28 protein-coding genes are annotated in these 25,638 nt (G+C 56.7%); 20 read left to right on the plus strand and 8 right to left on the minus strand.

Going from position 1 to position 25,638, the window contains the following annotated elements:
• Positions 1-95: 95 nt before the first annotated feature.
• Positions 96-329 (plus strand): hypothetical protein, encoded by a 234-nt coding sequence (locus ABJD00_RS16380; protein WP_413832598.1) that lies wholly within the window; start codon positions 96-98, stop codon positions 327-329.
• 52 nt (positions 330-381) lie between these two features.
• Here ABJD00_RS16380 and ABJD00_RS16385 read toward each other — a convergent pair whose 3' ends face one another.
• Entirely contained in the window at positions 382-909 is a 528-nt protein-coding gene (locus tag ABJD00_RS16385; protein ID WP_413832600.1) for a glutathione peroxidase, read from the minus strand.
• A gap of 124 nt (positions 910-1,033) precedes the next feature.
• Between ABJD00_RS16385 and msrB the strand changes: the two genes are divergently transcribed.
• The 3 genes from msrB (at position 1,034) to ABJD00_RS16400 (ending at position 3,164) form a co-directional block, all read left to right on the plus strand.
• Complete coding sequence (msrB, locus tag ABJD00_RS16390) at positions 1,034-1,483, plus strand: peptide-methionine (R)-S-oxide reductase MsrB (protein WP_413832602.1); 450 nt, start codon at positions 1,034-1,036, stop codon at positions 1,481-1,483.
• The gene (gene msrA, locus ABJD00_RS16395; RefSeq protein WP_413832604.1) at positions 1,480-1,986 is read left to right on the plus strand and encodes a peptide-methionine (S)-S-oxide reductase MsrA; all 507 of its coding nucleotides are present in this window, start codon (positions 1,480-1,482) and stop codon (positions 1,984-1,986) included. Before msrB ends, msrA begins: the two co-directional genes overlap by 4 nt.
• Before the next feature lie 125 nt (positions 1,987-2,111).
• Complete coding sequence (locus tag ABJD00_RS16400; protein WP_413832606.1) at positions 2,112-3,164, plus strand: MBL fold metallo-hydrolase; 1,053 nt, start codon at positions 2,112-2,114, stop codon at positions 3,162-3,164.
• A gap of 42 nt (positions 3,165-3,206) precedes the next feature.
• Here ABJD00_RS16400 and ABJD00_RS16405 read toward each other — a convergent pair whose 3' ends face one another.
• Complete coding sequence (locus tag ABJD00_RS16405; protein ID WP_413832608.1) at positions 3,207-4,682, minus strand: NAD-dependent succinate-semialdehyde dehydrogenase; 1,476 nt, start codon at positions 4,680-4,682, stop codon at positions 3,207-3,209.
• Between the two features lie 76 nt (positions 4,683-4,758).
• Here ABJD00_RS16405 and ABJD00_RS16410 point away from each other — a divergent pair, with 76 nt between their 5' ends.
• Both ABJD00_RS16410 and ABJD00_RS16415 read left to right on the plus strand, forming a co-directional pair.
• Positions 4,759-5,550, plus strand: coding sequence for an alpha/beta hydrolase (locus ABJD00_RS16410; RefSeq protein WP_413832610.1), 792 nt, complete (start codon positions 4,759-4,761; stop codon positions 5,548-5,550).
• Between the two features lie 100 nt (positions 5,551-5,650).
• Positions 5,651-6,859, plus strand: coding sequence for a M24 family metallopeptidase (locus ABJD00_RS16415; protein WP_413832612.1), 1,209 nt, complete (start codon positions 5,651-5,653; stop codon positions 6,857-6,859).
• Between the two features lie 57 nt (positions 6,860-6,916).
• On the opposite strand, the gene ABJD00_RS16420 is transcribed toward ABJD00_RS16415, so the two are convergent.
• The 3 genes from ABJD00_RS16420 to ABJD00_RS16430 all read right to left on the minus strand — a co-directional run bounded on the left by ABJD00_RS16420 (position 6,917) and on the right by ABJD00_RS16430 (position 8,602).
• A complete protein-coding gene (locus ABJD00_RS16420; protein ID WP_413832614.1) occupies positions 6,917-7,204 on the minus strand; it encodes a hypothetical protein in 288 nt (95 codons plus the stop codon).
• A 37-nt stretch (positions 7,205-7,241) separates the two neighbouring features.
• The gene (locus ABJD00_RS16425; RefSeq protein ID WP_413832616.1) at positions 7,242-7,913 is read right to left on the minus strand and encodes a PspA/IM30 family protein; all 672 of its coding nucleotides are present in this window, start codon (positions 7,911-7,913) and stop codon (positions 7,242-7,244) included.
• 83 nt (positions 7,914-7,996) lie between these two features.
• The gene (locus tag ABJD00_RS16430) at positions 7,997-8,602 is read right to left on the minus strand and encodes a TetR/AcrR family transcriptional regulator (RefSeq protein WP_413832618.1); all 606 of its coding nucleotides are present in this window, start codon (positions 8,600-8,602) and stop codon (positions 7,997-7,999) included.
• Between the two features lie 186 nt (positions 8,603-8,788).
• Here ABJD00_RS16430 and ABJD00_RS16435 point away from each other — a divergent pair, with 186 nt between their 5' ends.
• The 9 genes from ABJD00_RS16435 to ABJD00_RS16475 all read left to right on the plus strand — a co-directional run bounded on the left by ABJD00_RS16435 (position 8,789) and on the right by ABJD00_RS16475 (position 16,224).
• Complete coding sequence (locus ABJD00_RS16435; protein WP_413832620.1) at positions 8,789-9,865, plus strand: hypothetical protein; 1,077 nt, start codon at positions 8,789-8,791, stop codon at positions 9,863-9,865.
• A gap of 205 nt (positions 9,866-10,070) precedes the next feature.
• Entirely contained in the window at positions 10,071-10,226 is a 156-nt protein-coding gene (locus tag ABJD00_RS16440) for a hypothetical protein (RefSeq protein ID WP_413832622.1), read from the plus strand.
• A 48-nt stretch (positions 10,227-10,274) separates the two neighbouring features.
• Positions 10,275-10,478, plus strand: a complete 204-nt coding sequence (locus tag ABJD00_RS16445) for a hypothetical protein (protein WP_413832624.1) — start codon at positions 10,275-10,277, stop codon at positions 10,476-10,478.
• Complete coding sequence (locus tag ABJD00_RS16450; protein ID WP_413832626.1) at positions 10,475-11,593, plus strand: hypothetical protein; 1,119 nt, start codon at positions 10,475-10,477, stop codon at positions 11,591-11,593. Before ABJD00_RS16445 ends, ABJD00_RS16450 begins: the two co-directional genes overlap by 4 nt.
• Positions 11,594-11,667: 74 nt before the next feature.
• Positions 11,668-13,602 (plus strand): ATP-binding protein, encoded by a 1,935-nt coding sequence (locus ABJD00_RS16455; RefSeq protein WP_413832628.1) that lies wholly within the window; start codon positions 11,668-11,670, stop codon positions 13,600-13,602.
• Complete coding sequence (locus ABJD00_RS16460; RefSeq protein WP_413832630.1) at positions 13,599-13,967, plus strand: hypothetical protein; 369 nt, start codon at positions 13,599-13,601, stop codon at positions 13,965-13,967. Before ABJD00_RS16455 ends, ABJD00_RS16460 begins: the two co-directional genes overlap by 4 nt.
• Positions 13,964-15,298 carry a DUF6638 family protein gene (locus ABJD00_RS16465; protein ID WP_413832632.1) on the plus strand — a complete coding sequence of 445 codons (1,335 nt, stop codon included), beginning with the start codon at positions 13,964-13,966 and terminating at the stop codon, positions 15,296-15,298. Before ABJD00_RS16460 ends, ABJD00_RS16465 begins: the two co-directional genes overlap by 4 nt.
• A 3-nt stretch (positions 15,299-15,301) precedes the next feature.
• A complete protein-coding gene (locus ABJD00_RS16470; RefSeq protein ID WP_413832634.1) occupies positions 15,302-15,565 on the plus strand; it encodes a hypothetical protein in 264 nt (87 codons plus the stop codon).
• An 11-nt stretch (positions 15,566-15,576) separates the two neighbouring features.
• The gene (locus tag ABJD00_RS16475; protein ID WP_413832636.1) at positions 15,577-16,224 is read left to right on the plus strand and encodes a DUF1523 family protein; all 648 of its coding nucleotides are present in this window, start codon (positions 15,577-15,579) and stop codon (positions 16,222-16,224) included.
• 1 nt (position 16,225) lies between these two features.
• On the opposite strand, the gene ABJD00_RS16480 is transcribed toward ABJD00_RS16475, so the two are convergent.
• Together ABJD00_RS16480 and ABJD00_RS16485 are read right to left on the minus strand one after the other, a co-directional pair.
• On the minus strand, positions 16,226-17,338 hold the full coding sequence (locus ABJD00_RS16480) for a THUMP domain-containing class I SAM-dependent RNA methyltransferase (RefSeq protein ID WP_413832638.1): 1,113 nt from the start codon (positions 17,336-17,338) through the stop codon (positions 16,226-16,228).
• Between the two features lie 71 nt (positions 17,339-17,409).
• Positions 17,410-18,987 (minus strand): DUF5928 domain-containing protein, encoded by a 1,578-nt coding sequence (locus ABJD00_RS16485; RefSeq protein ID WP_413832640.1) that lies wholly within the window; start codon positions 18,985-18,987, stop codon positions 17,410-17,412.
• Positions 18,988-19,127: 140 nt separating this feature from the next.
• Between ABJD00_RS16485 and ABJD00_RS16490 the strand changes: the two genes are divergently transcribed.
• From ABJD00_RS16490 to ABJD00_RS16510, 5 genes are all read left to right on the plus strand, one after another.
• Positions 19,128-19,946 carry a sulfotransferase family protein gene (locus ABJD00_RS16490; RefSeq protein WP_413832642.1) on the plus strand — a complete coding sequence of 273 codons (819 nt, stop codon included), beginning with the start codon at positions 19,128-19,130 and terminating at the stop codon, positions 19,944-19,946.
• A 328-nt stretch (positions 19,947-20,274) separates the two neighbouring features.
• Positions 20,275-21,303: a fatty acid desaturase gene (locus ABJD00_RS16495; protein ID WP_413832644.1), complete on the plus strand. Its 1,029-nt coding sequence runs from the start codon at positions 20,275-20,277 to the stop codon at positions 21,301-21,303.
• A 272-nt stretch (positions 21,304-21,575) separates the two neighbouring features.
• Entirely contained in the window at positions 21,576-22,049 is a 474-nt protein-coding gene (gene smpB / locus ABJD00_RS16500) for an SsrA-binding protein SmpB (protein WP_413832646.1), read from the plus strand.
• A gap of 101 nt (positions 22,050-22,150) precedes the next feature.
• Positions 22,151-23,005: a 3-mercaptopyruvate sulfurtransferase gene (gene sseA / locus ABJD00_RS16505; RefSeq protein ID WP_413832648.1), complete on the plus strand. Its 855-nt coding sequence runs from the start codon at positions 22,151-22,153 to the stop codon at positions 23,003-23,005.
• Positions 23,005-24,186 carry an aromatic amino acid transaminase gene (locus ABJD00_RS16510; protein WP_413832650.1) on the plus strand — a complete coding sequence of 394 codons (1,182 nt, stop codon included), beginning with the start codon at positions 23,005-23,007 and terminating at the stop codon, positions 24,184-24,186. Before sseA ends, ABJD00_RS16510 begins: the two co-directional genes overlap by 1 nt.
• Before the next feature lie 128 nt (positions 24,187-24,314).
• Here ABJD00_RS16510 and ABJD00_RS16515 read toward each other — a convergent pair whose 3' ends face one another.
• On the minus strand, positions 24,315-25,625 hold the full coding sequence (locus ABJD00_RS16515; protein WP_413832652.1) for an ammonium transporter: 1,311 nt from the start codon (positions 25,623-25,625) through the stop codon (positions 24,315-24,317).
• Positions 25,626-25,638 lie beyond the last annotated feature (13 nt).

Here is a 25,638-nt window from a genome sequence, read left to right on the forward strand (position 1 = left end):
CGCGTTAACCAGTTGCTCAGACTTTTGGCGCTTCAGATTGAGTTTTTGTCAAATTCGGCATAACTTTTCCTCTCTCACTTGGAGGAGCCGTAGGCATGAAAACGCCCCTAATCACAGCATTAATCGTCGTCGCAGCAACAATGGCATCGACTGCTGGACACGCTCAAAATATCCCACTGAACATACTGGTTTCCGGAACCACCGGTGCTGAAACGACTCAGGGGCAAACCGTTGGTGCTTTGACCACGACTTCTACTTTGGCCACATCTGCGGCTAGTACCGCTGCTGCCATAATTGTCTCTGGCGCGACGACAACAACAACGAACTGATCGACGGTTTCACCCAGCCACGTCCCAATCGGAATGTGGACGCAACGGGCACCTACTGCCGCCCGATGGCTTCTGCGACTGCGCGTCTTACCTTTGCTGACATTGGAGATGTGCGCGAGCCCCATGTCGCAATTACATCGCCGTCTGCGCCAAACAGGACCTTGTTGAAATTCCAGCGTGGGACAAAGCCCGTCTCTGACTTGACCGAGCGGTATAGCGGGTGGGCCTGCGCGCCCTTCACACTTGTGATATCGGTCATCGGCATATCCAAGCCAAAAGCCATATCGCAAAACTCTTTTACCTCAGCGGCCGTGTCTAGTTCCTGTTGAAAGTCGTCTGAAGGGACGGCCAACACCACGAGGCCCTCATCGCGATACGTATCGTAGAGCGCTTGCAATTCTTCGTACTGACCGGTGAAGGCACATTGCGACGCGGTGTTGACGACCATCACCGGACGCCCGTTCCAATCGGACATATGCAGCTGCCCGCCGTCAATCGATGCAAACGAGACATCGGGCAGGTCAGCGGACGCAATACCGCTGAAACACATGGCGAGCAGGACGACTAGGATACGGTGCATCTTGGCCTCTCATTCTCGGGTATGCAGCATTTAGGGCAAAATCCGTCGGCGTCACCCTCTTTCAATCGTGGCGAATTGCTCCAAATATGGACTAACCCTCGTCAAACCTACGGGAAAGGACATCATGTCTGAATACACCAAGAACCCCGACGTCATCGCGACCCTGTTGCCTGAAGAATTCTATGTCACGCAAGAAAGTGGGACAGAACGTCCAGGAACCGGCAAGCTGCTCAACAACAAAGAGCCGGGCATCTATGTCGACATCGTCTCGGGCGAGCCGTTGTTTGCGTCTTCGGACAAGTTTGAATCCGGCTGCGGCTGGCCCTCTTTCACCAAACCGATCGAGGACGTCTATGTCGAAGAGTTCCGCGATGTCTCGCACGGCATGATCCGCACCGAGGTACGTTCCAAACACGGTGACAGCCATCTGGGCCACGTTTTCCCCGATGGACCACGGGATCGCGGCGGCCTGCGGTACTGCATCAATTCGGCCTCGCTTCGTTTTGTCCACCGCGACGATATGGAAAGCGAAGGCTATGGCAAATATTTGGATCAAGTGGAGGATGTGGCATGACCGATCAACGCGCAGTTCTGGCAGGCGGATGTTTCTGGGGAATGCAGGACCTGATCCGCAAGAAACCGGGGATCAAGGCAACGCGGGTAGGATACACCGGCGGCGATGTCCCGAACGCGACCTATCGCAACCACGGCACCCATGCAGAAGGGATCGAGATTATCTTTGATCCGTCTGTGACGTCCTACCGCGAGCTTCTGGAATTCTTTTTCCAGATCCACGACCCGACCACGATCAACCAACAGGGCAATGACCGCGGCCTCAGCTATCGCTCTGCCATTTACTACGTGGACGAGGACCAGAAACTGATTGCCGAAGATACCATTGCGGATGTGAACGCATCTGGTTTGTGGCCGGGAAAGGCAGTGACCGAGGTCGAGCCCGTGGGCGATTTTTGGGAGGCCGAGCCTGAGCATCAGGACTACCTCGAGCGTATTCCGAACGGTTACACCTGTCACTTTGTGCGGCCCGGTTGGGTATTGCCGCGGCGCGCGGCTGAATAGATCAGTCTTGACGTAACTTCAGCGCGGCGGGTCCCTGACCTGCCGCGTTTTCTTTTGCCAACCTTCCAAAAAATCGGTAAAACTGTAAAAATCATAAAATATCGATGAAACTGGGAGGATTCATTATGTTCAACCGCTTAGCTGCGGTGGCCTTTTGGGCTGTCGCCGCCTCGGGCACAGGAGCAATCGCAGCTCCGTGTATTGAGGTCACTTTGACGGGCACCCAAGGCGGTCCACCAGTCTTTCAGGGACAGGCTGGGTCCGGAACTTTGGTCACATATGGCAACGAAGAAACCGGGTGCAGAGACGTTCTTTTGCAGTTCGATACAGGGCGCGGCACCACGCAACAGCTGTCGAAAATCGGTGTGCCTGTCGGCCGTCTCACAGCCGTTTTCCTGACCCATGTGCACTCTGACCATTCCGAAGGGCTGCCGGACATGATGCAGTTGCGCTGGCATTTCAATTCTGGGGGTCCCAAGGTCGACATGGTCTGCCATGCCGACGCCGAGGCGGCGGGCAATCGGATCATGAGTTGCGAGAATTTTGCCAAGGCTCTTGGCGCCCCGCTGATCCAGTCGGGAGAGATGGCGCAGCGGCTGGCCGAAAATCCAAAACGTTTGCCCGGCGGGCCGTCTGACCTGTTGAATGTCATGACGTTCCCGGCCTCTCAAACACCCCAAAAAGTATGGGAACGCGGTGAAGTGAGCGTATCCGCCATTTCAAGCCGTCACGTGGCGGGCCACGCCTCTTACCGGGTGGACACGCCGGCTGGCAGCGTCGTGATCGGCGGTGATGCAGGCAATGACAGCCCGGCACCACCACGCGATACGTCCACGTCTGCTCAGGTTGAATTGCTGGCCAAAGGGGCTGACATTGTGGTGCATTCGGTCATTCACCCCGTCATGGGGCCGGATGGGACAACCGGTTTTCCCCCACCAATCTATTTCCGTCAGTCCACAGCAACGGATTTGGGCAGTCTGTCGAAACGGGCCGGGGTGCCGAACCTGATGTTGACCCACCTGATCCCACCGATGGGCGCGCCGCGTCAGGGACCATACCCACTGCCCGAGGGCGGTTTGACACAGGCGGACTATGAAAGCGCCGTGCGCGACGGTGGTTTTGAGAGCAATATTGTTGTCAGGACCGATTTGGCCAAACTGCGGCTTGTAAAAGAGTAAGGCGATGGCTCCACCTGCACCTTTGTCAGGTGGGGCCAAGCGTTAGACGCTCATGCAGACGTATTTCATTTCGAGGTAATCCTCGATCCCGTGATGGGATCCTTCGCGGCCCAGACCGGATTGCTTTACACCGCCGAACGGCGCGACCTCGGTCGAGATGATGCCTGTGTTCACCCCTACGATCCCGTATTCCAGCGCTTCGGCGACCTTGTAAACGCGCGACAGATCCTTGGCATAGAAATAAGACGCCAAGCCAAAGATCGTGTCATTCGCCATGGCGATCACCTCGTCTTCGTCCTCGAACTTGAAGAGAGGGGCAAGCGGCCCAAAGGTTTCTTCGGTTGCGACGGCCATATCCTGCGTGACGCCAGTGATGATCGTGGGCGCAAAGAAGTTGCCGTCCAGATCGCCCGATGCGTCGCCCAAAATGATCTGTCCACCCTTTTCCGTGGCATCCTTGATGTGGCTTGCGACTTTCGCAGACGCTGCCGTATTGATCAGCGGCCCAAGGTCCACGCCTGCTTCCAGACCGTCACCAACCTTCATCTGGCTGACCCGGCTTTTTAGCTTTTCGGCAAAGGCGTCATAGACGCCCGCCTGCACGTAAATTCGGTTTGCGCAGACGCAGGTTTGGCCATTATTGCGGAACTTGCACATGATGGCACCTTCGACCGCTGCATCCAGATCAGCGTCGTCAAACACGATGAAGGGTGCGTTCCCGCCCAGCTCCATGCTGCATTTCATGACCTGATCGGCGGCTTGGCCTAGCAAAATGCGCCCCACCGCAGTTGATCCGGTAAAGGTCAGTTTCCGCACAATCGGGTTTTCGCAGAATTCCTTGCCCGTGCTCGAGGCGTCTGACGTGGTGACAACCTGAAACACGCCCGCGGGGATGCCCGCCCGTTCGGCTAGCACGCCCATCGCGATGGCTGACAGGGGCGTCAGTTCGGCGGGCCGCGCGATAAAGGCACAGCCAGCAGCCAACGCTGGCGCAGCCTTGCGCGTGATCATCGCGTTCGGGAAATTCCAGGGCGTGATCGACGCGGCAACACCGATGGGTTGCTTCAAAACGGTAATCCGTTTGTCACGCTGATGACCGGGTATCGTTTCGCCGTAGATCCGCTTGGCCTCTTCGCCAAAGAACTCGACAAAGGACGCACCATAGGCAATTTCGCCTTTGGCCTCGGCCAGTGGCTTGCCCTGTTCGACAGTCAGGATGATGCCCAGATCATCCTGGTTGGCCATCATCAGGTCGAACCACTTGCGCATCACGGCTGTGCGCTCTTTGCCGGTCCACTTGGCCCATTCCTTTTGGGCGACTTCAGCGGCACCGATGGCATCGGCGACCTGTTCGCGGCTCAGGTCAGCAACCTGCGCCACCACGTCGCCACGCGCCGGGTTGGTGACGTCGAACGTGCCCTTGTCACCGTCCAACCAAGCGCCATTCACATAGGCGCTGGTTTCCAGCAATGTCGGGTCCTTGAGCATCGATTTCAGGTCTGTGTTCTGATCCAGCATGGGTATCTCCTTTCGGGTCTGGCGCTTGTCTTTCAAGCCAGCCTAAGATTGTAAAGTTCCAATGGCAGGAGGGCACATGGCCGAACTCGACGACGCATACGCAATCGGGGCCTATGTTCCGGGGTCTGAACACTTTGCCCCGCAATGGATCGAACAGGCGGCGGCTTTTCGCGCCTACCTTGGGGCGCGCGCGCGATTGGGGGTGTCTTATGGCCCGTCCGAGCGCATGGTGTTCGACCATTTTTCGCCCGAGGGCGAGGCCAAAGGCACGTTCATCTTTGTGCATGGTGGATACTGGCTCAAATATGATCCCTCGTATTGGTCGCATCTGGCTGCGGGCGCACTGGCGCGGGGGTGGGCGGTTGCCATGCCATCTTACGATTTGTGCCCGACAGTTCGGATCGCCGGAATTACACAACAGGTCGCACAAGCGATGACGACGATCGCGGATGCTGCAACGGGCCCTCTCAGCCTCGCGGGTCACTCGGCCGGAGGGCACCTTGCGGCGCGTATGCTGGCGCCGGGGATGCTGCCGGCAAATGTGCGCGGTCGGTTGATCCATGCAGTGCCCATATCACCGGTCGCCGATCTGGAACCTTTGTTGCGCACCAGCATGAATGATGATTTCGGGATGGATACCGATATGGCTCGTGCCGAAAGCCCGGTGCACCAACCCGCCCCGGACGTGCCTGTGACCGTATGGGTTGGCGGCGACGAACGTCCCTCGTTTCTCGAACAGGCGCGTGGGCTGGCACAGGCGTGGGGCTGCGCACATGCTGTCATTGCGGGCGAACACCACTTCAATGTGATCGAGCCGCTCTCTGATCCCGCCTCTGACCTGATCTCGCGCTTGACGACGGAGCCCTGATCCGCGACAGAAAACATGGCCGCAAGCGATGGCGTCGCTTGCACCATCACGCCGTTTCGTCCTGAACGCCGGGACCTTCTGATAAAAAGGAGGGTCAGGGATGACCACTCGTCCAAATTTCTACCGACTGCACAACGGGGAACAGGGTCCTCTGCCGTTTGAGGGGGCAGAATATGATGCGCGCATCGCCGAATTGCGCGACCGGATGGAGGCGCAAGGCGCGACCGCAGCCGTCTTCACCTCGATGCACAACATCGCCTATTATTCGGGGTTTCTTTACTGCGCATTTGGCCGCCCTTATGCGTGTGTCGTCACTGAAGACGCTTGTGTGACCATCAGCGCTGGGATCGATGCAGGCCAGCCATGGCGGCGCTGTCATGGAGACAACATCACCTACACCGACTGGCAACGCGACAATTTCTGGCGCGCGGTGCGCGAAGTGACAGGCGAAGGCGGCGTGATCGGAGTTGAGTCCGATCACCTGACCCTGCTGCAACAGGGCAAGATGGAGGATTTCCTCAAACCCGTCGCCACCGTGGATCTATCCGACACCACAATGCGCCAGCGTATGCATAAATCCGAGGCCGAGATCGCGCTGATCCGCCATGGGGCCCAAGTGGCCGATGTGGGCGGCTACGCCATTCGGGACGCGATCAAAGCAGGGGTGCGCGAGATCGACGTGGCGATGGCCGGACGGGACGCGATGGAGTTGGAGATTGCCAAGCGCTTTCCCGATGCGGAATACCGTGACACGTGGGTTTGGTTCCAGTCGGGCCTGAACACTGACGGCGCCCACAATCCAGTCACCGCGCGGGCATTGCAGCGGGGCGATATTCTGTCACTGAACACCTTTCCCATGATCTCGGGTTACTACACGGCCCTTGAACGCACGCTGTTCGTCGAGACAGTGGACGACGCGAGCCTAAAGTTGTGGGAGGCCAATGTGGGCGCACACGAACTGGGGATGTCGCTGCTAAAGCCGGGTGCCAGCTGTGCTGAGGTGACACATGCCGTCAACGCATTCTTCGCTGAGCGCGATCTGCTGCAATATCGCAGCTTTGGTTATGGGCATTCCTTTGGCGTGTTGTCCCACTACTATGGGCGCGAGGCGGGGCTGGAACTGCGCGAGGACATCGACACGGTGCTTGAACCCGGCATGGTCATCTCGATGGAACCGATGCTGACCATTCCAGAGGGTCAGCCGGGCGCAGGCGGATACCGTGAACACGACATTCTGGTGATAACCGAAGACGGTGCCGAGAACATCACCGGATTTCCTTACGGACCCGAACACAACGTGGTTGGCTAACGAAAAAACGGGCCGCTCTAGAAACAAAGCGGCCCGTTAATGTGGGGAGTAGATTGATCAGGCGGCGTCTTTGGTGTCGCTCACATAATCCTCCAGCAACTTTTCATTACGGGCTTCTTCAATCCGGTTGATCCGGTCAACGCGCTGCTGGTTGTCAAAACGATACTTAACGAAATTCACAAGGCTGAGGGTCAGCAACAAGATACCAATGCCCCAAAAGCCTTTTGTGGACAGGGGCACGTCTGTGCTGAGGTACAGCGACAGGCCAAGAAGTGCATAGGCGGCAGCCACACCAACGGCATTGAACATCATGATGACGGTATTGTCGGGTTTATCATTCAACATGGGTCTTTTCCTTCTTCAAAAAATTCTCGTGGATTGACTAGTCTTTCAGTCGGTCCAGCACGTCGCGCGCTGTAACCTTGGTGGACTCCCCGAAACCTGCGTCGGCCATCCGGTCTTCGAGGTTGGAGTGATCAAGCCCTGCATTGATGTCAGCCAGTATCTCGGCCTGCTCCAACGGGTCATCTTTGCCGACGACTTTGTTGATCAAATCCTGCGCCTCGTCGGCTGAAGATACGCCTTTCAACGTGGTGTTCAGCCCCGCCTGCATTGTCTGCTCGCGGCGGATCGCCTTGGCCTGCAGTGCGCCCTGTTTCAGATCAATCACGCGGCGGTGGCCTTTCTCTACGGATGCGCGCAGTCGGGTGGCCTGAGTATCAAGGCGGTCGAGGGTGCTTTGACGAACGACGGTTTCGTTCTCCATTTCCGCGATGGCGGTCGCAGCTTCGTTCGCCATTTCGTCGCGACCGGCGGCAATTGCGGCGCGGGCACGCTCTGTCAACGACTCGCTCCGAGTGTGCAGCATATCCAACAGTTTTTGCTCTGACCGGCGACGCTGAATCAGGCTGGCAAGGGTTCCTTTGGCGGCCTGTACCTGTGCTTCCGTTTCGCGAATTTTCTGATCAATTAACTCGATGGCATAAACATCGCGTAGCCGGTCTTCAGCGCGAGCATTGGCCCCGACAAAGAGTGTTCGAAATGTAGATAACATAATTTTTCTCCTGCTGTGAACATCGTTCAAGGAAGGAGATAGGCGCGCCATGAACGATGTTCAAGGAAAAATGTGAACGCTGTTCAGAAAAATTCATTTCCAGTAACGGATCGCAGGATCATTCCGATCATCCGGTGGATCTGATCTTGGGGCACGCCACTGATCCTGTTTTCAAGGCCAAGCATGACAATTCCGTGGATCGATGAAAACAGCGCCCGGGTCATCAAACTGACGTCCTGCGGTTCCATATCCGGAAAACATTCCTGAACTGGCCCATCAATATAGCTGAACAGTTGCCCCAACTCGTTCAGGTACCAGTCAGGCACCTCCATATCCGTCGACATGCGCAATTCAAAAAGGGCGCGCCAAAGGTTGGGGTGGGCTGCGGCATAATCAAGATAGGCATATGACATCGCCACCAACCGCTCTGTCGCGGAATGATCGGTCTTGTCTTTCAAAGCGGCCGCAACATGACGACCAAGCTTACCAAAGGTGCGGCCGTTCACCGCGATTATGATGTCCTCAAGATCTCCGAAGGCGTTGTAAATTGCACCGACCGAACATCCAGCAGCCTGCGCCAATGGGCGGGCCTTGATAGCGGCCAGGCCTGTCTCTTCAATCTGACGTTCCGCAATATCAATCAACGTATCGCGCAGAGCGGTGCGCCGTTCCTCAGCTTTGCTCGCCATATCATGCCCTCGTATGAACCGCGTTCAAGCAGTACAGGTGCAATGCGGGCTCGAAAACCCTGTCTTGCCGCTTTCTTTCCCGAGACGGTTTTGCAACAATTTGGGAAATCTAAGGGATTTAACCGATGTAAATCGGAGTAACATTGCCTATATGGGTTCCAACACATTGATAGAACGGAGAATTAAATGGCGGATTTCGCAAGTCAGGTGAAAGAATCTCAAGACCAGGTTGCCGAGGCACAAACCAAGATCGCCGAATTGACTAGCCGGATCGAGGTTGCGCGCGCCAAGATGAAGTCGGGTGACGACATTGCCATCGACATCGAAAACGCCACACTTGAGGACGTGCACGCTCATACTGACGTCATGAACGCCAACATTGCCGAGCTGATCATGGGGCTCGACGACGTCACGGCTGCATTCTCCAAAGACTTTGACGAGATGCGCAACAAGACCGGCTGGGAAAGCGTCGTGGGCATCTTTGCCAAGGCCAAATCTGAATCCATGCGCCAAGAACGGGTGCGCAGCGCCTCTATTGACGACAAGTTGCAGGACCTGATCTCGAAATCCGACGTGATTGTGCAACTGCTAACCGGGCAACTGACCATGCTCGAAGAGCAAAAGGTCAAGGTCGAGGGCAACCTGACCGAAACGCTGGATGAGCGTGAGATGACCGTTCAGGAACTGGCCACGCTTCAGGGTGATATTCAGGCGATGGACCCGCAAATCATCACGCTTGAAAACAAGATCGCCTCGGAAACTGACGCAGCAAAACGTACGGCGCTCGAAACCGAATTGGCGGATGTGAACAGCAAGTACAATCAGATGGTGCAGGACGAACAGGTCAAGCTGGCCAAATCCCAGACGCTGGAACGCTATATCGAAAAGGGCAAAACCTGGATCGACAGCCTTCAGAACCAGGCGGCAACGCAGATGGTGCTGATCAACAAACTGCAAACCGACACCAAGCAACGCGTGGTTCTATACGATGCCCTCACAAAGTCGCTGAAAACGGCGCAGCAACAGGATGTGGCGCACCGCATCAACGAAATCGGGGTCAAGACCGATCAGGAGGCACAGACCGCAATGGCCGGGATTGGTGCCGCGACCAACAAGAAGATGGCTGACATGCTGGAAGCGCACGAGGATCACATGGTCTTTGCCCGCGACGTGTTGGAGCAGAAGGCCAAGGCGGACGAACGCTTTGCCCGCCGCTTCTCGCAGATCGTGGAGAAGCACGACAGCAATGCGTATGGGGGGTAAATGTTGAAACGCGCTTCGCTCACATCCTTTGCACTTGCCGTACTGGGGCTGCTGACACTCGCGAAATGGTTTTCGATCGAGACTTGGGGCAGGTCAACCTATGAGGTGGCATTCCAAACAATCTCAGCAATTGCACTGCTCGTGGTACTTGCCTACGGGTTTTGGTCCGTCAGCGTAGATTGGTATGTAAAATGGAAAGACAAAAATGAACATTAGACTCGGCATCGCCGCCATCGCGCTTTCCATTCTCAGCCTCATCGGCACTTTTGCGTTTGGTGCGCCGCCATGGGTGAACATCGCAGGGCTGCTGTGCGGGCTCTTTGGAATGTTCGTTCTGACACGGGGGCGTAAGGGCGGGTGATCTCAGTTTACTTTCAAAACCCTCGTGTGCAGTTGGTGCAAGGGTTGAATGATTAAGAAACTCGTTCCTGTCGCTAGTGGTTTCGCCACCATCGCTGTTGCCGCCAAATTCGGTGCGGAATGGTGGGTCTACATCATCGGATTTGCGCTGCTTCTGTTTGGGCTGATTTGGCTCGGTGCAATAAACTCCGAGCCTGACCGTTCGGGTCGGCAAAAGTGGAGTGATGGCAGTGGCGGAGGTAGTGGCGAATGAACACCCAACCCGAAACCATCGGCCTCACCGACCTTTTCGCCTCGCGACGCTACTTCAAAAAGTTTGAGACGATAACCTCGCATCTGGGCCGCGTTGCAGGTGTAATGGAGGCCGAAGGCAATCTGAACCGGGACGAGGTCAAGATCCTCACCCGCTACATCACCGAACTTACTTTCACCTTCCGCGCGCTGTCCCAGAAATACCTTCTGGTCGGGCGCGATACGGGCCGCTTTTTCGGCAGCCTTGCCATCGACGCAATCGAATCCGGCTTCCCGGCCGCCGAAGAGATCATCACCATGGCCTCTGACGCGCAACAGGCCGAACGCCACCTTGCGGGGATGCCTTCGGCGGATGAGCTGAAAAAGCAGATGGTCGAAGTGATCATCGGCGAACGCAAACCACCGACCAAGCTCCAATTCGCGCTCTCACAGCGGCTCTATTACGAGGAATTGCTGCGTGGGCAACTCTTTTGGCCCCGCAATGATCCGCAGATCGAGTGGACCGGCAACCTAAGCGATGAGCGCCGTACATTCCGTATTCACTGGGCGGTTTATGACAGTCAGGTCAACTTGCCCATCATCTACATGATGGAGGTCGAGGACTCCGGGCGCACGGCCTTGCCCAAAGACCAACGGCGTTGGCCCGAAGCACAGGCGCATTTGATGGCGCAGGCGCTGGGCGGGCTGAAACTGGTCACGATCGCATCGGGCTTTGACGAAGATTTCGACGATCTGCATCCCAAACGCCTGCGCCGCTTCCATTTGGGGCCAATGTATTCCTCAGCGTTCACCCAGCAATCGGGCCCGATCAATCAAGTGCTCGAGGCCGCGCGCGCACCCGAAGGACAAGATTGGGCAATGGTCTGGACCGAAGAAGACCTCCAATCCGAACGCGTGGTCGAAGAACGCGCAGGCTGGTTTTCGAGTGTCGAACGCGAGGTGTTCGCGCTCGATCCCTTTGCCGGACGGGGCGCAGAAACGGGCACCACCCGGATGGAACGTAACATCGTGTTGCCGCAGCGCCCGTTTCAGGCGCTCGAAGAGTTGAATCCGCCGGGCTTTGGCGCTGTGCGCAAATTCGTGGTCAGCCCGGCAGGGCGAGTGTTGAGGTATTGATGGGTCGTTTGAGTGGCACATTTGCCCTCGAGGCAAGAGTGTATTGGTCAAGATGAAGAAAGCAGGTCAGTGAGATGAGCCAGACTTCGGATCAAATGGAACTGCGCGAGGCAGAGATCGTCGCCCACTACCCAATGGCGCTGGCCATGTTGCAAGGCTTTGATCATGCTCCGCGCATCGGCAAAGGCAAGGGCGCAGAAACACAGGAACGCTCCTCTGGCATGGGCACGCGGCGACGGTTTCGCACCACCACACCGGGGCTTGTGACACGGCGCACAACGCCCACTGGGGCCGTGCAGTTGATGGCGACGATTGAGGCCGCGGATGACGACGATGCGCTGATGTCGCCGGTGCAGGCAACGGTGCTCAATGCTTTGCGCCGCGCCATTTCCATCGCTTTGGCGGTGGCTGAAAACTATGCCGCCGTCTCTGGTCTTGGTGATCTGAAACGCGCCAATCTCGAAGGGGCCTTGCCGCCCGCTCGCAAAACCGAGTTCGCAGAACTGCTCGCCGCCGAAGCGTTGATCACCCTTTACGTCTTTGGCAATGCCACCGCCTACTTGCTGTCTGCCCACCAGACCGAAGTGACCGCCGAAGTCGGTGAGGTCGAAGAAGTGTTGACCGACAACGGTCAAACCGCGTTGCACGGCGCGCTGTGGGAACTGGATCAGGACATCGCAGCACACGCACCAGACGACACACATCTGGTCGCCGCCGTCACGGCCTTCGCCGAAGCGCTGATGGAAAAGGTCGCGTTGCGCGCCTCTAACGCCCCACGGCTTGCGCCGTTTACCCAAGGAAGCTGGCGGGTCGAGGCCGATGATTTCACAGTACAGGGGTTCAGGCCCGCGCACGCGGCGAAATCTACCACCCTCACCATGACCTTCAAGAAACCGCATGAGGTCGTGGGCAACCACATCGCGAAATATCAGGCGATGAAACTGTCGAAGATGCTGATGGCATATGACTTTGACCGCCGGCTGAACCCGTTTGCCGAACTGGGCGGGTTCATCTTTACCTTTATGGGCGATGGCAAACCGGGCACGGGCAAAACAACGCTGATCCAGATGATGGCCGGGTTGCTCAATGATTACTGTCAGGTCGCAGGTTACCCGTTCCGCTATCAGAACCTCAGCACTGACAACATCGACAGCTACCAGGGCAAGTCAGGCCAGAATGCCAAGGCGTTTATCAACAACGTGTTGGACCCGGCGGCCATCGGTTTCGGGACAATCGACGACATCGACCAGCTTGCAGGCAAGCGGGGGGATCGACAGTCTTCTGCTGGGCAGTTGGAAATCACGGCCGTTCTGATGGAAAGCTTTGCCGGGGCCAATACGGTTGTGCGCGGCAATTGCACCTTTGGCATGTTTTCGAACTATCCCGAAAACGTGGATGACGCCCTGCGTCAGCGCGCCGGGGCCCGTTTCCTCGTGGATGGTCCGCAAACCCGCGAAGATTACATCGACATCCTTTATCTGCTCATGGGCAAGAACCACGACATCCCGACCGGCGATCACGAGGTCTTCTCGGCTCAAGAGATCAAAAAGGCTGTTGCCGCAAGCTTTGACTTTCATTCGCGTCCGCACGAGGCCGGGTTGTTAGAGGTGTTCGACCGCGTGCATTCAAACATCGGCACGCTCGACACCATCGCCAAGCTCGGCACGTACCTAAAGGCGATCCAAGAGGCCGACGACCGATTTACCGGCCGCGCGATCAAGAACATCACCGACGCAGTCAAAGTCCGCGCGATGGATTTCGAGCTGCCTGATGAATGGATGGAGAACCCGGAACTGTTCCTATTCAAAGACTACGACGCCAAGAAAGCGATGATTTCAGAACTGCGCGTGCCGATCACGGTTGAGATGGTGGTGCAGGAAATCAACCGCTACGCCGACAGCGAATTCCGCTATGCGGACAAGTCGGATGAGGTGGCCGTAGAGGCGATAGTGCGCGACTTTGGCCGGCAGGAAGAGGCGAAGAAACGGTGGGTGGAGGGGAAGGGGTGACCGAGACACCAAACATCTGGAACACGGGCTTGCCACTGTTGATCCTTGGGGCGCTCGGGTGGCTTGTGCCTCGTACGTTCGTTTCAACAGACACCCGTTCGCATGGCAGTGTCGCAGTGGCCGTCGTCGCAAGTGCGATCGCTTTGGTCGCGATTTCGGCGTTGGTTCTCGTGGCGTTTGATACACTCGCTTATCAAAGCGCGATGGCGGTTGGGGGCGCCTTTTTGGTTGCTGAGATTGCTCTTCGTGGCTCTGTACTATTTGCAATCGCATGGGGGCCGATGCTGTTGCTTTCGTGGTTCAACCTCGCCCAACGGGTCGAAGTGCAACGTGGCAAGGACATGGCGAAAGGCAATATGCCATGATCCGGCTCATCCAACGCGGCCTCATGTATGGCAACCTCTTCCACGTGGCCTCCCCTGCGCTGTTCGAGCGCTACAACCGTGCGCTCGAACACCTCACGGGCAATCGCACCAGCCTCACCGACTTCTACATCGACATCTCTGGCTTTTCCCCCGAAGTGGGCGATGATCTGAACGATCCGCTCTACCTCAACCACAACGGGGTCAACCGGCAGTTCATTCTGCTTAGCTCTGAACAGCGCCACTGCCCGCTGCTGGACGCAAAATTCTCGACCTCCCGTCCGATCTTGCAACAGTTCTTTACGGAGAACGAAGCCGCGCTCTTTGCCCTCACAGCGCGGGATGCCGTGGCGGGGGAATTGATCAACTCTGTCTATGATATTTCCACACCGCGCAGCCTGTTCGACATACGTGCGATCACAGTCGAGGCGGACACGACCAGCGGCACGGTGCGCAATGCAGGTGCTCTAGCGGACAAGGTTGATACGTTCCTCAGCTCAGAAGATGGTTGGTTTGACGATGTGCTGATCGCCGAGATGATCACACTGGCCGGAGAGACGGGTGATGTGACACGCAACCCGGTCAACTTGAAACCGCTCAAGGTCGAGCAGGGCAATTTCTGGACGGCACATTTCGGCGGCCTCTATATTTTTCAGACGCTCGATCACCCGGCGACCATCGCAGCCCGGGACAAACCCGACGATGTGGCGACCAAATACTGTTTTGATTTGTCCGACCGGAACCAGATCGCCAAGTTCCTCGAATACAACGATCTGGTCGAACCCATCGTTAGGGCACGCGGCATCGATGGGGCTGCGATCCTGCGCCAAAAAATGGACTTTATCCTTGTTTCTGCCGTGACCGAAGCTGGCGTAGACCTTGAGGGCACGACGCGGCGGGACATGCGGATGCTGGCACGCAGACACTCTGCCTTGCTGCCCGACGAATTCCACGGACTGGCCGATCTGGTGAATTGGGCCGAGAACGGGGGCAAGTGGCCGCGTATCTCGTCAGATCATCCGGCCTACTTTTACACCTTGCGGGCGGCCGCCACTTCAGAGATGGATCTGGTCAATATGCTGCTCTCTGAACTCTCGCCGCGCGATGTGCGACAGCTGTTTATCTGTCACAAACCGGCGTTCTACGCGGCCTATGCTCGCTGGCCGGAGGCGAAAAAGGAATATGTCGCACGCTACCTCGAAGCCGAGTACAAGGCCGACAAGGCGGGTGCACGTGCGGCTCTGTTTGGTCACGACGCGCCGATGGAAACCCCAACGCCAGAACCGCTCGACCCGATCGCGCGGGTGGGGCCATGGGGCGCAGTAAGGAGGTAAGTGATGGCTCTCGTTCGACTTCTGTTTATCGCCTTTGTGGTGCTCAGCGTGATTTATCTGTCGCTGTCGCTTTACTCCCGTGCCCGGGCGCGCGACCGGCTTGAGGCCGAATATGACGCGGGCGACTTTGACATTCCGCGCGATGCCTATGTCCGCGCGGGCCTTATGGAATATGACAGCTCGCTGCGGCGCAAGCTGATACTGGGCGTGTATATTGTGCCAATGTCGCTTGTTTGCCTAATAATTTACCTCGTGAACTTCGCCTGAAGGGGACCCCCATGCGCTATATCGGCTGGACCATTCTGATCACCTTCTGGGTCTGCCTCGCGGCCTTCCTGCACTACACTCTGCCACACCGCGACATCGTGCGGATCGTGAGCACCTATGAGGAACGTCAGCAGCTCAACGACTGGACACGTATCTTCTGGTCGCGACCAGACGAACAATCGGATGCAATGATCACCCGCGATGTACAGTTCATTCAGGGGGTGCGCGCCAACGGCAAACCGATCGTCTACCGCAACGAAGACACCGGCTGGAGTTGGCCGCCCTATTTCAAGTTCGACACAGCGAATCTTTATACTGAAGCTGCAGACGCTGTCTCTACCCGGGCGGCACCCGAGTGGTATGTGGTCACGCATTATGGCTGGCGCAATGAATTCTTCTCGGCCTTTCCAAACGCCATTTCGATCAGGCAAGTCGACGGGCCGGATGCGTCAAAAGGGATTTATTGGGTCAACATCATCATTCTGGCCCTGCTTTTTGCGTTCTTTTACGCAATCTGGGTGCGCTGGCGGCGGTTCCGCCAGGCGCGGATCGATCCAAAGCTGGAAGAGCTTCAGGACAGCTGGGAGGCGGCTGGCGATGCGGTGGATGAAAAGCGTGGGCGTTTCCGCCGCTGGCTGGACACGTGGAAATCCAAATAAATCAGGGCAGAGGGTCTGTGCGGTAAAGACGGACGCGCAGACCCCCGTGTGCAATGCTCGGGCCGTCCGGCAAGAAGGGCAAAGCCATGGTCTTGGCAAGGCTGGGTTCTGATGTGACAACCCCAACCCGCCAACCGGAAAACCGCTCGGACAGCACTTGGCCCAAGCGTCCATAGACAGGGTAAAGCGCCTTTTTGTCCCCAATCCGCGCTCCGTAAGGCGGATTGACGATGACCAGGCCAGGTGGACCTTCGGGCGGCGTCGCCTCGCCCGCATTGGTGCAGGTAAACGTCACCAGATCATCGACACCTGCCTTTGCCGCATTTGCCTGTGCCATGTCGATGACACCGGCATCACGGTCCGCGCCGTAAAACCGCGTTTCAGGCGTACGTAACCGACTGGTCCGGCGCAGCGCTTCGGCATTGGCGTCATAGGTGGCCAGGTTCTCAAACCCATAGGAACGAGACCGACCCGGTTGAAGACCTGCGGCCATCTCTGCCGCCTCAATAACGAATGTGCCTGAACCGCACATTGGGTCAAACACTGGCGCAGTCCCATCAAATCCGCATTGTCGCAGAAACATCGCTGCAATGGTTTCGCGCATTGGGGCCTTGCCGACGGCGGGCTTGTGCCCGCGTTTGTGCAGAAGTTCGCCCGACGTATCGACGCTGATCGTGACTCGATTGTCGTCGATCCGCACCTTGAGAATGACGGGTGCATCAGGTGCGATGCTCATGCCAGCCTCTTCGCGCAATGCGGCCTCGATCCGCTCGGCGGCAGCGCCTGCGTGATAGATTTTGGATTTGCGCGAGGTCGCAACATCCACGCGCACAGGCACATCAGCGCGCAATACATCGGTCCACGGAAACTTCCGTGCACGTTTGTCCAGCTGAGCCAGATGAAAGGCCATGAACGAACCGATCCGCACCAGCACCCGCGTGGCACCGCGCAGTTCCAAATTGGCGCGCCAGACTTCGGACCAGTCACCTTCCATGCTAACGCCACCTGGCTCAACATCTGTCACCCGGAACCCAAGTTCGCGCGCCTCATTTGCAAGCGTGACCTCAAGGCCAGGCAGTGTGATGGCGAACAAGGTGAGAGGGGCATCGGTCATGAATGCCTCCATACGCAGTTGCTGTGTGGTATTCGAGTGGTTTTGTTGTGACCGGAGCTTGGCCGCCTTACCTAGTCTGCAAACAGGTATTCCACTTCGGCAATCTCGCGCGCCTTGTCTTCAGGAACACTCAGGAACCGGGCAAGGGCGCGGGAGTTCTGGTCAAGGTCAGCAGACTCCTCGATCCGATCCAGATGTTCGAAATCGGCATCGCGAATACGGTCGGACTCAAACACGATGTCATTGCGAATGGTGGGTAGCAATCGGTCAATGGTCTCAGCACCGGTTTGTTCGCCGGCGAGACCCACGCGCATCGCGTGTCCCACCAGATACTCGTCCGTAAAGTTGCAGTTGATTTCCAACATGCGGGTGATCGACCGATCCCCGGCAAAGTCCTGAAGAAGGTCAATGTTGCCCGGGTCCATGCACACAATCAGCCGGTCGGTTCCATAGTAATCAAACAGCATCCGCATCAACGCCCGGCGGTGGCGCGTGCGCTTTTCCAACGTGGTCTGGATGCCGCCCAGATCAGGAAGCGGAGAGTGTTCTTCGTTGAACAGGTACTCAATGGCAGGCACGTTCGTCATCTGACGGATCCGTTCGAGCATCCGTTTGGCCACATGCCATTTCTTGCAGATGATGATCAGCAGTTCGCGATTGCGCCCCAGCGTGCTTTCGGTCTCCCAGAAGCGGGTGGCAAAGCGGCGGCCGATCCGGCCTCGCCCGGTCAGGAACTTGAACAGGCTCGTCCCTTCGTTCGAAATCTGGAAATGCACGTTCTGAGCAGCATAGAGCAGGCCGAGACGTCGTTTTAGGTCAATCGCTTCGGGGCTTATCTTACGCGCAAACAAGAAATCCTGGCTGAGCAGCAGATCATAGTGGTCGTCGTAAAACGTTACGGGCATCCCGTAGTCGCTGAACAGCAGGAAGGTCAGCGTGCGCGATCGTATTTCGTCTTCTGGGACCACATGGCGGACTACGGTCTGAAAAAACGTTTCATCCGGAATCCATGTCCCGCGGAAAAACCGCATGACATCCCGGCGTTCGCGGGTGAAATTAAGAACCCATTCGATCGTGCGACGCCGCAGACACCACCACTGGCTGCCAATCATTACATCTATGTCGGACGGAATCTCACGGGTAAGCCCAAGGCGTCGTTGCAGCTGGAAGCTGGTGTAAAACCGCCTCTTCTGCGTGCGTTCGTTAAAGAAGTGGCGGTAGATCAGTCGCTCTTCCTTGAACCCAGTCTTGATCCAGTCGCTTTCAAAATAGTCAAAGCTCTCGATAAAATCGGCGTCATTGTCATCAAGAAAGTTGTGGACATACTCTGCCGTTTTGATCGCCATGCAATCACCCGACAACATATAAAAATGCGTCGCACGCGGGAACGCTTCGATGGCGGACTCAACCGCGTGAAGAGTCGCTTGCACAAGGCTCCACTCACCCCAACCACAACGGATGCGGCGATGGGCGAACGTCACACTCGGGTTGTCGTTCAGCGCAGTCTTGATCTGCTTGAAATGCGCCGCATCGGCATTGGCATCAAAGTGGATCGCCATGTAGTCGCCAGCCGCAGTCAGCCGTTCCGCCTGCTTGATCACAGCGTCCGGGTCTTTGTGACACAGGAGGATGTAGGCGATTTTGGCCATTCTGGAAACTTAACTACCTCTTTACCCAGTATTGTTTACGTGAATAGAGGTAAGGAGTGATTGAATAAACAAGATTTCTTTGGTTTTTTAACGACAATTCAAGCCGCCCGGATAGGCGGCGGGCACAAAGGACGGGCGGTATGGGGTTTCCAGGCACCTGGATGACAGAGAGTGAAAGTGTTGTGTACCGCGTGGTGCCCAAGTGCGCCTGTTCCACCATCGGTCAGATCATGTACTATTCTGACCACGGCGCGTTCTTCGATGGCGACATTCATGACGCAAAGAGTGGTATGCATAAATGGGCGCTGGATGCCAGCCAGCCCACCATCACCAGCAACGTAAAGGCCCAAAACTCTTACGCTTTTACCTGTGTACGCAACCCGTACACCCGCATCCTCAGCTCGTTCTTTGACAAGATTTGCGGCATCCAGCGCAATGGCAAACGCTATCGTGGTAACCTCGTACCGCTCCTGATCCAGAAATACGGGATCGACGTAGGCGGGCCGGATGGCAAGCAGGAGTTTGACCAGATCAAATCCTTTCGCCGCTTTCTACTCTTTGCCCGCGATACCATCCGCTGGAAACGCCCCATGGACCCGGACATCCACTGGTCCGCCATGTCAGGTCACGTGTCGACCTTCATCGTGAACGGCGGGACTTACGACAAGATCGTCTGGACAGAAAAGTTCAACGAGGGGATGGAAGACGTGATGAAGGCAATCAAAACGCCACATGCTGTGAACATCACAGAAATCCCCCGCTTCAACGAAAGCGAGGGGCACGGGCCAAAGCGTGCTCATCCGGTTGAAGACTATTTTGACGACCTGTCCATGCATCTGGTCCGCGAAATCTATAAACGCGACTTTGACCTGTTCAAATACGATTTCGATGACCCGGGCAACAAGATGCCTATCGCGGAGATCGATCTGGACGAGGTACACAAAAAATTAGGGGATTGAACCGGTGTCTGCAGTATCGCTGCATTGGATGAGCCCCTTATGGAAAAGTTGCTGGAATGACTGGGGATTCCCATTTTGGCGATCATTGGCCTCTCACCACAAGAAGAGAGCCTTTGGTCTTCAGCGCAAAACCTCAATCCCAGCGTATTTGCCATTAGATGCTTCCAAAACGACGACCGGATTCTCAACTTCCCGCCCCCCATTTCTGATGGTTCATAGCCACACAGTATCGATTTCGCTGAGAGTTCAGACCTGAACAACCGCATCGTTGGTTGTATATTCGCAAACTTCGTTTAGCACTGCGGAAACGGCTAACCGAAGAGAAGCAATGACCCACGAAAACGATACGTCTGCCTATCACACGAACAATGCTCGTGACTGGGTCAAAATTCTGTCCGAATATCGCGAACCGGATACTGTCCGAAGCAGCTTTGAGTTGGCGATAACCGTCGGCGCATTCGTATTTTTGTGGGCCTTGGCGTGGTACTTCATGTCAACCAGCCCGTTGCTGACGTTTGTCATATCATTGTGTAACGCCGCCTTCTTATTGCGGTTGTTCATCATTCAGCACGATTGCGGCCACAGCGCTTTCCTCAAGAACCGCGTTTTGAGCGATTGGCTCGGCCGCGCACTCGGCATCGTCACTCTGACGCCCTACGACGTATGGCGGTCTTCGCACGCACTGCACCACAGCTCGTCCGGAAACCTTGGGCGCCGCGGCATGGGCGACGTCCATACCCTGACGGTTGAGGAGTATCAGGCAAAAACGCCACTACAGCGCTTGCTGTACCGACTTTATCGGCACCCGCTGGTCCTATTTGGCCTCGGCCCCGGCTACCTGTTCATTTTGCAAAACAGACTGCCACTGGGATTTACCGGTCATGCCAAATACTGGGTAAGCTCAATGGGCACCAACGCGGTGATCTTCATTGCGCTGGCGGTTATGTTCTACTTCGGTGGGGTCATGCCGATCCTTCTGATCTTCCTGCCCTCGACCCTGCTCGCAGCAAGCGCTGGGGTATGGCTGTTTTACGTTCAGCATCAGTTCGAAGACACTCATTGGGAAGCCGAGCAAGACTGGGATTTGCATGATGCTGCGCTGCACGGCAGCTCTCACTATGTCTTGCCATCCGTGTTGCAATGGTTGAGCGGGAACATTGGAATTCATCACGTGCACCACTTGTACAGTCGGATTCCATTCTATCGGTTGCCCGAAGTGCTTCGGGACCATGATGTTCTTGCGTCGAGCAACCGCATGACAATCAAGCAAAGCCTTCAAAGTGCGCGACTGCATTTATGGGATGAAAACCGGAAGAAACTTGTTTCATTTGGGCAGGCTAGAGCTCAGGCAGTTTGATAAAACGCATGATCTTGGGATGTGAATCAACCTTCTAGCCAACCTAGGATCACGTTGCGGCGTATTTCGGAATGGGATTAAGCATTTTCGACCCGCTTGGTCCCAAGACAGTTTGTACAGCAAACCGCCTCACAATTGTGCGCCAAGGTTTGCAAGGCAGAACAGCGAGTCCGATCAATTGGTTGTAATACATTAGAAGCTGCGACCCGCACTGCGTCCTAGGTTGGGGCACCCCTTGCGCCACATCTCACCACCGCCTACATCCGGAACCCATGGCACAAGGTAAATCAGACCCAAACTATAAGATCGCGGCCGAAAACAAGCGGGCGCGCTATGATTATGCCATCGACGATGACATCGAATGTGGCATCATCCTCGAAGGGTCCGAGGTCAAATCGCTGCGCGTCGGCGGGGCCAACATTGCCGAAAGCTATGCCGCCGTAGAAGATGGCGAACTGTGGCTGGTCAACTCTTACATTGCGCCGTACCTGCAGGCTAAATCCTTCAAGCATGAGGAGCGTCGGCGGCGTAAACTGCTCGTCAGCCGCAAGGAATTGAGTAACCTCTGGAACCAGACCCAGCGCAAAGGTATGACTCTTGTGCCGCTTGTCCTTTATTTCAATCACAAGGGCATGGCGAAGATCAAAATCGGCATCGCCAAGGGCAAAAAGTTGCATGACAAACGGGACACGTCTGCCAAGCGTGACTGGGGCCGTCAGAAACAGCGCTTGTTAAAACAGGGCTGACTTAGCCTCTGAGTCGCAGGTTTCGTCGCCGACGCCCCCTTGTCACAAACGGCGCAGAGCGGTACCCAAGGGCGTTTTTGACAGCGCCGCGGAGCCCGCTCATGTCCGATAATCCCAAAACACTTGTGTCGACCGATTGGCTGGCCGCTCACCTTAAAGACCCTGACCTGCGCATTCTGGATGCGTCCTGGTACCTTCCGGGTGTAGAGCGTGATCCCCGTGCGGAGTATGACGCCGCCCACATCCCCGGCGCCCGTTTCTTTGATATTGATGAAATCAGCGATGCGCGCTCTGATTTGCCACACATGGCGCCACCTGCAGAGAAGTTCATGAGCCGCATGCGCGCAATGGGCGTGGGCGATGGACATCAGATCGTTGTCTATGACGCGGCTGGCATACAAAGTGCGCCGCGGGTGTGGTGGTTGTTCCGTCTGATGGGTCACCGAGATGTCGCGGTTCTCGATGGCGGCCTGCCCAAATGGCTGGCAGAAGGGCGCCCGGTCGAAGACATGCCACCCATCGTCAAAGACCGTCACCTGACTGTCCGTTTTCAGAACCACCTTGTGCGCGATGTAACGCAAGTGTCGCAAGCCTCCAAACTTGGCTCGACCCAGATCGTGGATGCCCGCGCTGCCGGTCGCTTTCGCGGTGACGTACCCGAGCCGCGCGAGGGCCTGCGTGCTGGTCATGTTCCGGGATCGCGTTCCGTGCCCTTTACCGGGCTTTTGAACAGCAACAAAACCATGAAAACGCCTGAAGAGACCCGCGCGGTTTTTGAGGCAGCGGGTGTGGATGTGTCCCAGCCGGTGATCACGACCTGCGGCTCGGGGATCACGGCAGCCATCCTGTCCCTCGCGCTTGAGCGGCTCGGAAATGACAGCTGGTCGCTCTACGATGGATCATGGGCCGAATGGGGGATGTTCCCCACCGTGCCTGTCGCTACAGGAGACGCCTGATGTTTGAACACCTTTCCGCGCAGAAACCTGACGGCATTCTGATGCTGATGCAGATGTACCGCGAAGACCCGCGCAGCGAAAAAGTCGATCTCGGCGTGGGTGTCTACAAAGATGCCAGCGGCAACACGCCGATCATGCGCGCGATTAAAGCGGCTGAACAGCAGTTGTGGGAGGCCGAAACGTCGAAGTCCTATGTTGGGCTGGTTGGTGATCCTGCCTTTTCGGATGCGATGATAAAACTGGTTCTGGGCGGTGCGGTCGCTCGCGAGGATGTTGCGGCTGCGGCGACACCTGGCGGAACGGGGGCTGTGCGTCAGGCGTTTGAACTGATTCAGATGGCGAGACCCGAAGCACGGGTCTTCGTGTCCAACCCGACATGGCCGAACCATCTGTCGATCCTTGACCATCTTGGCATCGAAAAGATGCAATATCGCTACTTTGATGACAGTACGTGCGGCGTTGACTTTGATGGTATGATTACTGACCTCAAAACGGCGCGCGCCGGGGATGTCGTGCTGCTTCATGGCTGCTGTCACAACCCGACGGGCGCTAACCTGACCATGGCTCAATGGCGGGACGTGATTGCAGTTCTACAGGAAACAGGCGCCGTACCGATGATCGACATCGCCTATCAGGGTTTTGGCGATGGTCTGGATGCAGATGCCGCTGCCACGCGGGCTGTTGCGGCGGCTGTACCGGAATGCCTGATCGCGGCAAGCTGTTCTAAAAACTTTGGTATCTACCGCGAACGCACCGGCATTCTGATGATGGTGGCCAACGGGACGGACAAGGCGATTTCCCAGGGAACATTGGCGTTCCTGAATCGCCAAAACTACTCTTTCCCCCCGGATCACGGGGCGCGTTTGGTGACAATGATCCTGAACGACGATGCATTGTGTGCCGATTGGATGACCGAGTTGGAAGACGTGCGCCTGTCGATGCTGGGGCTGCGTGAGCAATTGGCGCAGGCCTTGCAGCAAAGGGCCGGGTCCGACCGCTTTGGATTTCTCGCCGAACACAGAGGCATGTTTTCGCGAATTGGGGCGACACCCGAACAGGTGGTGAAGATGCGGGAAGATCATGGGATCTATATGGTTGGCGACAGTCGCATGAACATTGCGGGCCTGAATGAGCAATCGATACCGATCCTTGCGGATGCGATCATCGCAGCGGGTGTCTGACACTTTAGATTGAGCGGTGCACTCACATTACCGGAACCGCATCCCGTAAGGTGGACATGTCGTACACCTCAGAAATGTAAAAGGCCGGGCGATGTCGCCCGGCCTTTCCCTGTTTTGTTCAAAGGACCTTAGCCCTTGGAAAACTCGGGATACGCTTCCATACCCAGCTCAGCCATATCCAGGCCGTTGATTTCGTCCTCTTCGCTGACACGGATACCCATGACGGCTTTGAGGATGAACCAAACAATCAGCGAGGCGACGAAGGTAAACACACCGTACGCGATGATGCCCATCAGCTGCGTGCCAAGGCTTGCATCTGAGTTGTAGAAGATCACGGCGATTGTGCCCCAGATACCTGCAAAAAGGTGGACCGGGATCGCGCCGACGACGTCGTCCAGCTTGAACTTGTCGAGCATCGGAATGGACAGGACCACGATGATACCACCCACGGCACCGATCCACAGCGAGCCAAACAGTGTCGGCGCGAGGGGTTCTGCCGTGATCGACACCAGTCCCGCCAGCGCACCGTTCAGCACCATGGTCAGGTCAGGTTTTTTGTAAAGAACCTGGGTCAGGATCAGCGCTGTGACAGCACCCGCAGCGGCGGCCATGTTGGTATTGGCAAAGATGCGCGACACGTCGGACACGTCGCCCACTGTACCCATAGCGAGCTGCGAGCCACCGTTAAAGCCGAACCAACCGAGCCACAGGATAAACGTACCCAATGTAGCAAGCGCGAGGTTTGAACCGGGCATCGGGTTCACTTTCCCGTCCTTGTATTTGCCAAGACGCGGGCCAAGCACGATCACACCAGCCAGAGCGGCCCAGCCACCCACGGAGTGCACGACTGTCGAGCCAGCAAAGTCTGAGAAGCCTGCTTCGGACAACCAGCCGCCGCCCCACTGCCAGGAACCGGAGATGGGATACATGAAGCCAGTCAGAACGATGACGAATATCAGGAATGGCCACAGTTTTATGCGCTCAGCCACGGCACCCGACACGATGGAGGCCGTCGCTGCGACAAACACCAGCTGGAAGAAGAAGTCAGAACCAACTGACGCATAGTCGAGTGCTGCGTCAGCCGCCGATACACCAACTGCATCAAGGACTGTCTGACCACCGATCACGAAGTAACCGTTGAAGTCGCCGGGATACATCGTGTTGAACCCGACCAACCAGTACATAATCGCAGCAATAGAGAACAAGGCGATGTTCTTGGTCATCTGCATCGTGACGTTCTTAGAACGGACCAAGCCGCCTTCGAGCATCGCAAAGCCTGCGGCCATGAAGAAGACAAGGAAGCCCGCCATACAGAACAGCAGGGTTGTCATGATGTATGGGCCGATCTCGTCAAAGCCCGGAGCGGCATCCTGTGCCAGCGCCAGCGTCGGCAGTGCGGTCAAGCCTGCGCCAACGAGGAGAGATTTCGTGAGTTTCATTTTCCGTTTTTCC

The sequence above is a fragment of the Tateyamaria sp. genome (assembly GCF_039945315.1).
In the GTDB taxonomy this organism is placed as follows: domain Bacteria; phylum Pseudomonadota; class Alphaproteobacteria; order Rhodobacterales; family Rhodobacteraceae; genus Tateyamaria.

What these genes read in the sequence shown, in the direction of transcription:
- ABJD00_RS16380 (WP_413832598.1), top strand. Translation starts at nt 96, where the DNA reads ATGAAAACGCCCCTAATCACAGCATTAATCGTCGTCGCAGCAACAATG.
- ABJD00_RS16385 (WP_413832600.1), bottom strand. Translation starts at nt 909, where the DNA reads ATGCACCGTATCCTAGTCGTCCTGCTCGCCATGTGTTTCAGCGGTATT.
- msrB (WP_413832602.1), top strand. Translation starts at nt 1,034, where the DNA reads ATGTCTGAATACACCAAGAACCCCGACGTCATCGCGACCCTGTTGCCT.
- msrA (WP_413832604.1), top strand. Translation starts at nt 1,480, where the DNA reads ATGACCGATCAACGCGCAGTTCTGGCAGGCGGATGTTTCTGGGGAATG.
- ABJD00_RS16400 (WP_413832606.1), top strand. Translation starts at nt 2,112, where the DNA reads ATGTTCAACCGCTTAGCTGCGGTGGCCTTTTGGGCTGTCGCCGCCTCG.
- ABJD00_RS16405 (WP_413832608.1), bottom strand. Translation starts at nt 4,682, where the DNA reads ATGCTGGATCAGAACACAGACCTGAAATCGATGCTCAAGGACCCGACA.
- ABJD00_RS16410 (WP_413832610.1), top strand. Translation starts at nt 4,759, where the DNA reads ATGGCCGAACTCGACGACGCATACGCAATCGGGGCCTATGTTCCGGGG.
- ABJD00_RS16415 (WP_413832612.1), top strand. Translation starts at nt 5,651, where the DNA reads ATGACCACTCGTCCAAATTTCTACCGACTGCACAACGGGGAACAGGGT.
- ABJD00_RS16420 (WP_413832614.1), bottom strand. Translation starts at nt 7,204, where the DNA reads ATGTTGAATGATAAACCCGACAATACCGTCATCATGATGTTCAATGCC.
- ABJD00_RS16425 (WP_413832616.1), bottom strand. Translation starts at nt 7,913, where the DNA reads ATGTTATCTACATTTCGAACACTCTTTGTCGGGGCCAATGCTCGCGCT.
- ABJD00_RS16430 (WP_413832618.1), bottom strand. Translation starts at nt 8,602, where the DNA reads ATGGCGAGCAAAGCTGAGGAACGGCGCACCGCTCTGCGCGATACGTTG.
- ABJD00_RS16435 (WP_413832620.1), top strand. Translation starts at nt 8,789, where the DNA reads ATGGCGGATTTCGCAAGTCAGGTGAAAGAATCTCAAGACCAGGTTGCC.
- ABJD00_RS16440 (WP_413832622.1), top strand. Translation starts at nt 10,071, where the DNA reads ATGAACATTAGACTCGGCATCGCCGCCATCGCGCTTTCCATTCTCAGC.
- ABJD00_RS16445 (WP_413832624.1), top strand. Translation starts at nt 10,275, where the DNA reads ATGATTAAGAAACTCGTTCCTGTCGCTAGTGGTTTCGCCACCATCGCT.
- ABJD00_RS16450 (WP_413832626.1), top strand. Translation starts at nt 10,475, where the DNA reads ATGAACACCCAACCCGAAACCATCGGCCTCACCGACCTTTTCGCCTCG.
- ABJD00_RS16455 (WP_413832628.1), top strand. Translation starts at nt 11,668, where the DNA reads ATGAGCCAGACTTCGGATCAAATGGAACTGCGCGAGGCAGAGATCGTC.
- ABJD00_RS16465 (WP_413832632.1), top strand. Translation starts at nt 13,964, where the DNA reads ATGATCCGGCTCATCCAACGCGGCCTCATGTATGGCAACCTCTTCCAC.
- ABJD00_RS16470 (WP_413832634.1), top strand. Translation starts at nt 15,302, where the DNA reads ATGGCTCTCGTTCGACTTCTGTTTATCGCCTTTGTGGTGCTCAGCGTG.
- ABJD00_RS16475 (WP_413832636.1), top strand. Translation starts at nt 15,577, where the DNA reads ATGCGCTATATCGGCTGGACCATTCTGATCACCTTCTGGGTCTGCCTC.
- ABJD00_RS16480 (WP_413832638.1), bottom strand. Translation starts at nt 17,338, where the DNA reads ATGACCGATGCCCCTCTCACCTTGTTCGCCATCACACTGCCTGGCCTT.
- ABJD00_RS16485 (WP_413832640.1), bottom strand. Translation starts at nt 18,987, where the DNA reads ATGGCCAAAATCGCCTACATCCTCCTGTGTCACAAAGACCCGGACGCT.
- ABJD00_RS16490 (WP_413832642.1), top strand. Translation starts at nt 19,128, where the DNA reads ATGGGGTTTCCAGGCACCTGGATGACAGAGAGTGAAAGTGTTGTGTAC.
- ABJD00_RS16495 (WP_413832644.1), top strand. Translation starts at nt 20,275, where the DNA reads ATGACCCACGAAAACGATACGTCTGCCTATCACACGAACAATGCTCGT.
- smpB (WP_413832646.1), top strand. Translation starts at nt 21,576, where the DNA reads ATGGCACAAGGTAAATCAGACCCAAACTATAAGATCGCGGCCGAAAAC.
- sseA (WP_413832648.1), top strand. Translation starts at nt 22,151, where the DNA reads ATGTCCGATAATCCCAAAACACTTGTGTCGACCGATTGGCTGGCCGCT.
- ABJD00_RS16510 (WP_413832650.1), top strand. Translation starts at nt 23,005, where the DNA reads ATGTTTGAACACCTTTCCGCGCAGAAACCTGACGGCATTCTGATGCTG.
- ABJD00_RS16515 (WP_413832652.1), bottom strand. Translation starts at nt 25,625, where the DNA reads ATGAAACTCACGAAATCTCTCCTCGTTGGCGCAGGCTTGACCGCACTG.